This window comes from Methylobacterium hispanicum (assembly GCF_022179285.1).
Taxonomy (GTDB): domain Bacteria; phylum Pseudomonadota; class Alphaproteobacteria; order Rhizobiales; family Beijerinckiaceae; genus Methylobacterium; species Methylobacterium hispanicum.
Genome location: NZ_BPQO01000008.1, coordinates 217655 through 223715, shown reverse-complemented (window position 1 = coordinate 223715; position 6061 = coordinate 217655). Strand labels below are relative to the sequence as shown.

Sequence of the window (6061 nt, the reverse complement as noted above, 5' to 3'; positions counted from 1 at the left end):
GCGCGCCGGCCGCCTTGATGTCGCGACCGGCCGTCTTGCCTGCGTCGCCTGCCTCATGGCCGCCAACGCCCTCAACAATCCAGCCTGAGGTTTCGTCCTCAAACAGGCTCTCAGGTCCCGAAGCGCAGGGCCCGGTCGTTCGGCGCCGTGAAGTCGAGCCGCGGCCCGAGCGGCACGATGCGGGTCGGGTTGAGGGTGGTGTGGCTCCAGTAATAGTGCTGCTTGATGTGGTCGAGGTTCACCGTCGCGGCGACGCCCGGCAGGGCGTAGAGGTCGCGCAGGTAGTTCGACAGGTTCGGGTAGTCGGCGATGCGCTGCCGGTTGCACTTGAAGTGCCCGACATAGACCGCGTCGAAGCGCACCAGCGTGGTGAACAGGCGGATGTCGGCCTCGGTGAGCCGGTCGCCGCAGAGGAAGCGGCTCCGGTCGAGGCGCTCTTCCAGCGCGTCGAGTTCCGCGAACAGGGCCTCGTAGGCCTCCGCGTAGGCCTCCTCGGTGGTGGCGAAGCCCGCCCGGTAGACGCCGTTGTTCACCCGCTCGTAGACGCGGGCGTTGATCGCGTCGATCGCGTCCCGCAGGTCGGCCGGGCAGAGATCGGGCCCGCCCGCGCCGAAGGCGTCGTTGAGCATGCGGATGATCTCGGCCGACTCGTTCGAGACGATCGTGCCGCGCCGCTTGTCCCAGAGCACCGGCACGGTGACCCGGCCCGTGTAGTGCGGGTCGGCCTTCAGGTAGACCTCGTAGAGGCGTTGCGCGCCGTGGAGTGCGTCCGGCGTCGCGCCGGGGGTGTTGCCGAAGACCCAGCCCTCCGCGCCCATGTGCGGATCGACCACCGAGACCGAGATCGCCTCTTCGAGCCCTTTGAGGGCGCGCACGATCAGCGTGCGGTGCGCCCACGGACATGAGAGCGAGACGTAGAGGTGGTAGCGCCCGGCCTCGCCCGGGAAGCCGCCCTCGCCGGACGGCCCCGGCGCGCCGTCGGCGGTGACCCAGTTGCGGTAGGCCGAGGCCTTGCGCTCGAAGCGTCCGCCGCTGGACTTCGTGTCGTACCACTGGTCCTGCCAGACGCCGTCGACCAGCAAACCCATCGCCGCCTCCCCACGCCCAGCCGGGCGCACCGCCTGCGCCTCGAGCGCTTGGCATGAGATGGGCGCATACCAGGGTCCGAAAAGCCCGGACGGGGCCTGAAAACGCGGACGGCAGGCCCACTTTCTGCTTTGTGCAGCGCACTCTTTTGTGCGTCGCACCATACGCCGCACGTGCTGCGCGGAGCGCTCGATGTCGTTCGTCCTTACCCTGCCGGTTGCCGAAGCCTCGCTGTTCACCCTCGGTTGCCTGTTGATCCACACCCTGCGCCGCCACGCCGACGTCGTGACGGGGGCGCTTGCCTGCCTCCTGGTCCTCGTCACCTGTCTGCTGGCTCTGGCCGGCATGCCGGAATCGGTCCTGCGGGCTCAGACCGCGGCGCTTGAGAGCGGCGAGGCGATGCAGTTCCTCAACTGATCCTCAACGCGGCTGCGCGCCGTCCGGCCAGGGCGCCGTCCTGCCCTGCCGACAGCCGGCGGCCACGTCGAAATCGTCGGCCGGCAGGCGGGCGAGGAAGCGCTCGGCCAGCTCGAACAGCAGGATGTCCGGTCTGACCCGCGCGATGTAGCCCCAGTCGAGCGCCGCCGACCAGACGAAGTGCACCTCGGCGAAGCTCTCCGCGAGGTAGCCGGTCAGCAGGATCGGCGAGAAATGCGCGCAGGAATCGCCGAACAGGACGAGGCGGCGCGGGTCCGGGGCCTGTGCGTTCCGGTAGACCACATGGGCGCCGACGTGGAGGTCCTGGGCGCGGCCCTCCGCCTCGTAGGCCGCGAGCAGGGGCCCGGTCTCGACCCGCACGGCGTCGCGCAGGATGCGTGGGCGCCGCAGGCGCTCGGTCGGCCGGTGCGGCACCTTCTCGCCGAGGTCGAGCACGGTCTCGTGGGCGAAGTCCGGCCGCTCGGCGATGTCGGCCGGCGGCACGGCGGCCAGCGCCCGCATGATCTCCCGGTAGGCCAGCAGGCAGCCTTCCACCGTCCAGTGGGTGTCGGTGCGCTGGTAGAGCGGCACCGGCCCGTCGCGGGCGGCACGCAAGGGGGCGAGCAGGTCGAGATAGTACGGTTTGCCGGCAAGGCGTCGCGCGAGCCGGCGCGTCGAGGCCCGGGCCGGGTCGTAGGGCAGGCCATCGGTCAGGTTCTCGTAGACCGAGAGCTTCTCCGGCACGATCACGTGCAGGCAGCGGATGCCGAGCCGGGCGGCGCGGGCGGCGCGGGCCTCCATCAGCCGCGCCCAGGCGCGCAGGTGCCACCAGTGGCGCGGGCCCCGGGCGTAGCGGTCCATCACCCGGTTGCTGCCCCCGGTCAGGAACAGCCAGCCGTCGTGCCCCTCGTGCACCGTGTCCCAGCGCTTTCTCAACATGCGGGTGCTTTAGCCGCGGGGTGTCCCCGGCGATAGGCCGGAGCCTGGCCGTACGGTGCGGCGTTGCGCCGGGGATGGAACCCGCCCTCGCCGAACCACCGTCCCGGACAGCGCGCGCCGACCGGCCGGACCGGCTCTGGCGCCCGCGGCGCGTCCTGGTGACGCCCGCCGCCCTGGAGCACGCCCACGGCCGCGCCATGCTGGCCCGCGCGGAGGCGCTGGGGCTTCCGGTCGAGCGGCTGGCCGCCAACCGGCTCAACGGCCTGCGCCACACCGATCCGCGCCGGGCCTACGCCGAGGCCAAGGCGACCCTCGCCCTCGTCGTCGCGCCGCCGACGAAGCTGAGGCTGCAGCCGATCCCGCCCTCGGCCGACTGGCGCTTCGACCTCGCCGAGGGCTGCCCGGCCCATTGCCAGTACTGCTACCTCGCCGGCTCGCTCTCCGGCCCGCCGGTGACGCGGGCCTACGCCAACCTCGACAGGATCCTGGAAAACCTCGACGGGTACGCCGGGCGCGGGGCCGTCACCTCGGCCTCGGACGCGCGGGTCCACGAGGGCACCACCTTCGAGGCCTCCTGCTACACCGACCCGCTCGGCATCGAGCACCTGACCGGCTCGCTCTCGGCGGCGATCCGGCATTTCGGCGCCTGGAACGCCCCCGTACAGCTGCGCTTCACCACCAAGTTCGCGGCGGTCGAGCCGCTGCTCGATCTCCCCCACGGACGGCGCACCCGCATCCGCTTCTCGGTCAACGCGCGCGGTGCCGCCCGCTACGAGGGCGGCACCGCCTCCCTCGACGCGCGGCTCCGGGCGATGCGCTCGGTCGCGCTCGCCGGCTACCCGGTCGGGCTCACGATCGCGCCGATCCTGCCGATCCCGGACTGGCAGGCGGCCTATGCGGATCTGATCCGGGACGCGGCCGACGCGCTCGCCGGCGTGCCCGACCTCGATCTCACCGCGGAGCTGATCACCCATCGGTTCACGCCGGGCTCGAAGGAGGTCTTGCAGAGCTGGTACCCGGGCTCCGACCTGCCGCTCGACGAGGCCAAGCGCACCCGGAAATTCACCAAGTTCGGCTCGGTGAAGTACGTGCTGCCGAAGGACCTGATGGCCGAGATGCGGGCCGGCCTGCACGCCGCGCTCGCCCGCGAGCTACCGACGGCCCGCGTGCTCTACTGGACCTGAGCGGCCTCCGCGCCATCTCGGGATCCGATGTCCGACGCGCCCCTCATCCTCACCCTCGCCTTCGACGAGCCGACCTTCGCGCGGTTCGACGGGTTGCGGCGGCGCCATTTCCCCGAGGCGATCAACTTCATTCCCGCCCACGCCACCCTGTTCCACCACCTGCCGGGCGAGCGGGAGCGGGCGGTGATCGAGACGGTGGCGAGCCTGGCCCGCACCGTGCCGCCGCCCGAGGTCGCGGTGACGGGCCTGCGCTTCACCGGGCGCGGCGTCGCCTACGTGCTGGAATCGGAGGCGCTCACGGCCTTTCGGGCGCGCCTCGCCCAAGCCTTCGCGGGCCATCTCACGCCGCAGGACGCCCAGGGCTGGCGCCCGCACGTCACGGTGCAGAACAAGGTCGATCCGAAGGTCGCCCGCGCGCTGCACGCCGACCTGCAGCAGGGCTTCGCGCCCTTCCGGTTCACCGCGCCCGGCATCGTGCTCTGGCGCTATCTCGGCGGCCCCTGGGAGGAGGTCTCCACCATGACTTTCGGAGAGAACGCGTGAGGGCCTACGAGCGCATCCGCGGCAACCCGCTGGCCGGGCGCGCCATGAGCGTCTGGCTGTCCTTACGCCTGAACGAGATCGGGCCCCTTGTGGCGCTCCTCACCGTGAGCACGCTCGGCTACGGCTTCTTCGCGCTGGCCCAGGAGGTCGGCGAGGGCTCGACCGAGGCGCTCGACCGCAAGATCCTGCTGTCCCTGCGCAACCCCGCCGACCTCTCCGACCCGATCGGGCCGCGCTGGCTCGAGGAGACGATGCGCGACATCACCGGGCTCGGCAGCGTCTTCACCATCGTGTTCCTCACGGGCGCGGTGGCGGCCTACCTCGCGCTCTCGGGCAAGCTCCGGATCGGCGCCTTCGTGGTCGGTGCGGTCGGCGGCGGCGTGGTCGTCTCGACGATCCTGAAGCTGTTCTACCACCGGCCGCGGCCCGACCTCGTGCCACACGGCATGGAGGTCTTCACCGCGAGCTTCCCCTCCGGCCACGCCATGATGTCGGCGATCGCCTACCTGACGCTGGCGACGCTGCTCGCGCGCATCGACCGGCACCGGGGGGTGAAGGCGCTGGTGCTTCTGCTCGGCGTGACGATGACGGTGCTGGTGGGCATCAGCCGGATCTATCTCGGCGTGCACTGGCCGAGCGACGTGCTGGCCGGCTGGTGCGTCGGCGCCGCCTGGGCGGCGCTGTGCTGGTTCGTCGCCCTGCAGCTCCAGCGCCGCGGCGAGGTCGAGGCCCCGGACCCGCCACCCCCGGCCTGAGCGGGATCCGACGACCTGGGCGGACCGCCTTCCCCTGCCTGTAGACATTCCACCCCGCGCGTCCTCCCGCCCTCTCTTCGGGGAGGGAGGCGTGTCCCACAGCCCCTATTCCGCCACCGGGATCCCGGCGCCCGGCGCGGCGTCCGGGTTCATGCCCTCGACGGCGGGCTTCCGGCGCGGGCGCGGCGTCGCCGCGGCGGCGGGCTGGGCGGCCGCGGTGTTCACGCCGAGGCGCGTCGCCAGCGCCAGCGCCCGGTTCTCGGTGAAGCGCAGGTGGCAGAAGCCGTGCGCGCCCTCGCGAGCGTAGGTGCGGCAGAGCTGCTCCCGGTCGGAGGAGAAGGCCGCCTGCTCGGTCACGATCGGGCGCACGTCCTCGCGCCGCGCCCGCTGGGTCATCAGTTTGTAGTTGTCGCGCACCGCCTTGTCGGCGACGCCGCGGGCGGTGTCGAACTCCGCCGAGCGCGGGATCAGCCCGGCGGCCGCCGGGCCCCAGAGCCCCCGCGGCGTTGTGGTGCAGTCGGAAGTGGAGAAGGTGCAGACCGGGGTGGGCCCGAGCGGCGTGACGAGGAGACCGCCCTCCGTCACGTCGAAGCGTAGCGGGCACTCGGCGGCGGCCGCCTCGAAGCGGGGCACGCCCTCGGGGCGCCCCTCCGCGGTGAGCGCGACGGGGTTGCCGTCGGCCAGAGGCACCGTGCAGGATTCCGTCGGCTGGGAGATCTTGGTGCCGGGCAGCGTGATGCGGGCGGTCGTCGCCGTGCCGGCGCGCTCCAGCTTCAGCTTGCCGGCGAGGCCGTTGAGCTGCAGCTCCTGCCCGAGGATCGCGTCCTCGCCGGGCACCTTCAGCACCACGGGCTTCGGCGGCGCGGCCGGGCGCGGCGCCTCGGCGGCGGGAGCGCCCGGATCGGCCGGCAGCGGGTCGCCCGGCATCGGCGCGGACGGGGGCGGGGCGCCACCCGGCACGCCGCGGGGCGGCACCGGAGGTCTCGCGGCGCGGCCGATCCCGAACAGCTCCTCGAAGAAGTTCTGGGCCTGCGCCGCCGGGGGCAGCGCCGTCGCGGCGCCGAGCGCGGCGCCGAGGAGCGGGATCAGGAGGCTGCGGGTCGGACGCATCGAGTCCTTCGAAGCAGGAACGGGCAC

General features: G+C 72.7%; 7 protein-coding genes. 4 read left to right on the top strand and 3 right to left on the bottom strand.

Annotation, left to right across the window (positions count from 1 at the left end; genetic code table 11):
- Positions 1-110: 110 nt before the first annotated feature.
- Complete coding sequence (locus tag MFF56_RS12100; protein ID WP_066926925.1) at positions 111-1088, bottom strand: glutathione S-transferase family protein; 978 nt, start codon at positions 1086-1088, stop codon at positions 111-113.
- Between the two features lie 190 nt (positions 1089-1278).
- Between MFF56_RS12100 and MFF56_RS12095 the strand changes: the two genes are divergently transcribed.
- Complete coding sequence (locus tag MFF56_RS12095) at positions 1279-1503, top strand: hypothetical protein (protein WP_066926923.1); 225 nt, start codon at positions 1279-1281, stop codon at positions 1501-1503.
- 3 nt (positions 1504-1506) lie between these two features.
- Here MFF56_RS12095 and MFF56_RS12090 read toward each other — a convergent pair whose 3' ends face one another.
- Positions 1507-2442 carry an alginate O-acetyltransferase AlgX-related protein gene (locus MFF56_RS12090; RefSeq protein WP_066926922.1) on the bottom strand — a complete coding sequence of 312 codons (936 nt, stop codon included), beginning with the start codon at positions 2440-2442 and terminating at the stop codon, positions 1507-1509.
- 74 nt (positions 2443-2516) lie between these two features.
- Here MFF56_RS12090 and MFF56_RS12085 point away from each other — a divergent pair, with 74 nt between their 5' ends.
- Genes MFF56_RS12085 through MFF56_RS12075 form a run of 3 tightly spaced genes read left to right on the top strand, consistent with a single transcriptional unit; the run spans position 2517 to position 4924 of the window.
- Positions 2517-3626, top strand: a complete 1110-nt coding sequence (locus MFF56_RS12085) for an SPL family radical SAM protein (RefSeq protein WP_066926920.1) — start codon at positions 2517-2519, stop codon at positions 3624-3626.
- A 27-nt stretch (positions 3627-3653) separates the two neighbouring features.
- The gene (locus tag MFF56_RS12080) at positions 3654-4169 is read left to right on the top strand and encodes a 2'-5' RNA ligase family protein (protein WP_066926918.1); all 516 of its coding nucleotides are present in this window, start codon (positions 3654-3656) and stop codon (positions 4167-4169) included.
- 44 nt (positions 4170-4213) lie between these two features.
- Complete coding sequence (locus MFF56_RS12075; RefSeq protein ID WP_066926927.1) at positions 4214-4924, top strand: phosphatase PAP2 family protein; 711 nt, start codon at positions 4214-4216, stop codon at positions 4922-4924.
- 105 nt (positions 4925-5029) lie between these two features.
- Here MFF56_RS12075 and MFF56_RS12070 read toward each other — a convergent pair whose 3' ends face one another.
- Positions 5030-6034 carry a hypothetical protein gene (locus MFF56_RS12070; protein WP_066924280.1) on the bottom strand — a complete coding sequence of 335 codons (1005 nt, stop codon included), beginning with the start codon at positions 6032-6034 and terminating at the stop codon, positions 5030-5032.
- Positions 6035-6061: the final 27 nt, after the last annotated feature.

Bases quoted from the DNA above. Each gene is read 5' to 3' on its own strand.
- MFF56_RS12100 (WP_066926925.1), bottom strand. From the start codon at position 1,088: ATGGGTTTGCTGGTCGACGGCGTCTGGCAGGACCAGTGGTACGACACG.
- MFF56_RS12095 (WP_066926923.1), top strand. From the start codon at position 1,279: ATGTCGTTCGTCCTTACCCTGCCGGTTGCCGAAGCCTCGCTGTTCACC.
- MFF56_RS12090 (WP_066926922.1), bottom strand. From the start codon at position 2,442: ATGTTGAGAAAGCGCTGGGACACGGTGCACGAGGGGCACGACGGCTGG.
- MFF56_RS12085 (WP_066926920.1), top strand. From the start codon at position 2,517: ATGGAACCCGCCCTCGCCGAACCACCGTCCCGGACAGCGCGCGCCGAC.
- MFF56_RS12080 (WP_066926918.1), top strand. From the start codon at position 3,654: ATGTCCGACGCGCCCCTCATCCTCACCCTCGCCTTCGACGAGCCGACC.
- MFF56_RS12075 (WP_066926927.1), top strand. From the start codon at position 4,214: ATGAGCGTCTGGCTGTCCTTACGCCTGAACGAGATCGGGCCCCTTGTG.
- MFF56_RS12070 (WP_066924280.1), bottom strand. From the start codon at position 6,034: ATGCGTCCGACCCGCAGCCTCCTGATCCCGCTCCTCGGCGCCGCGCTC.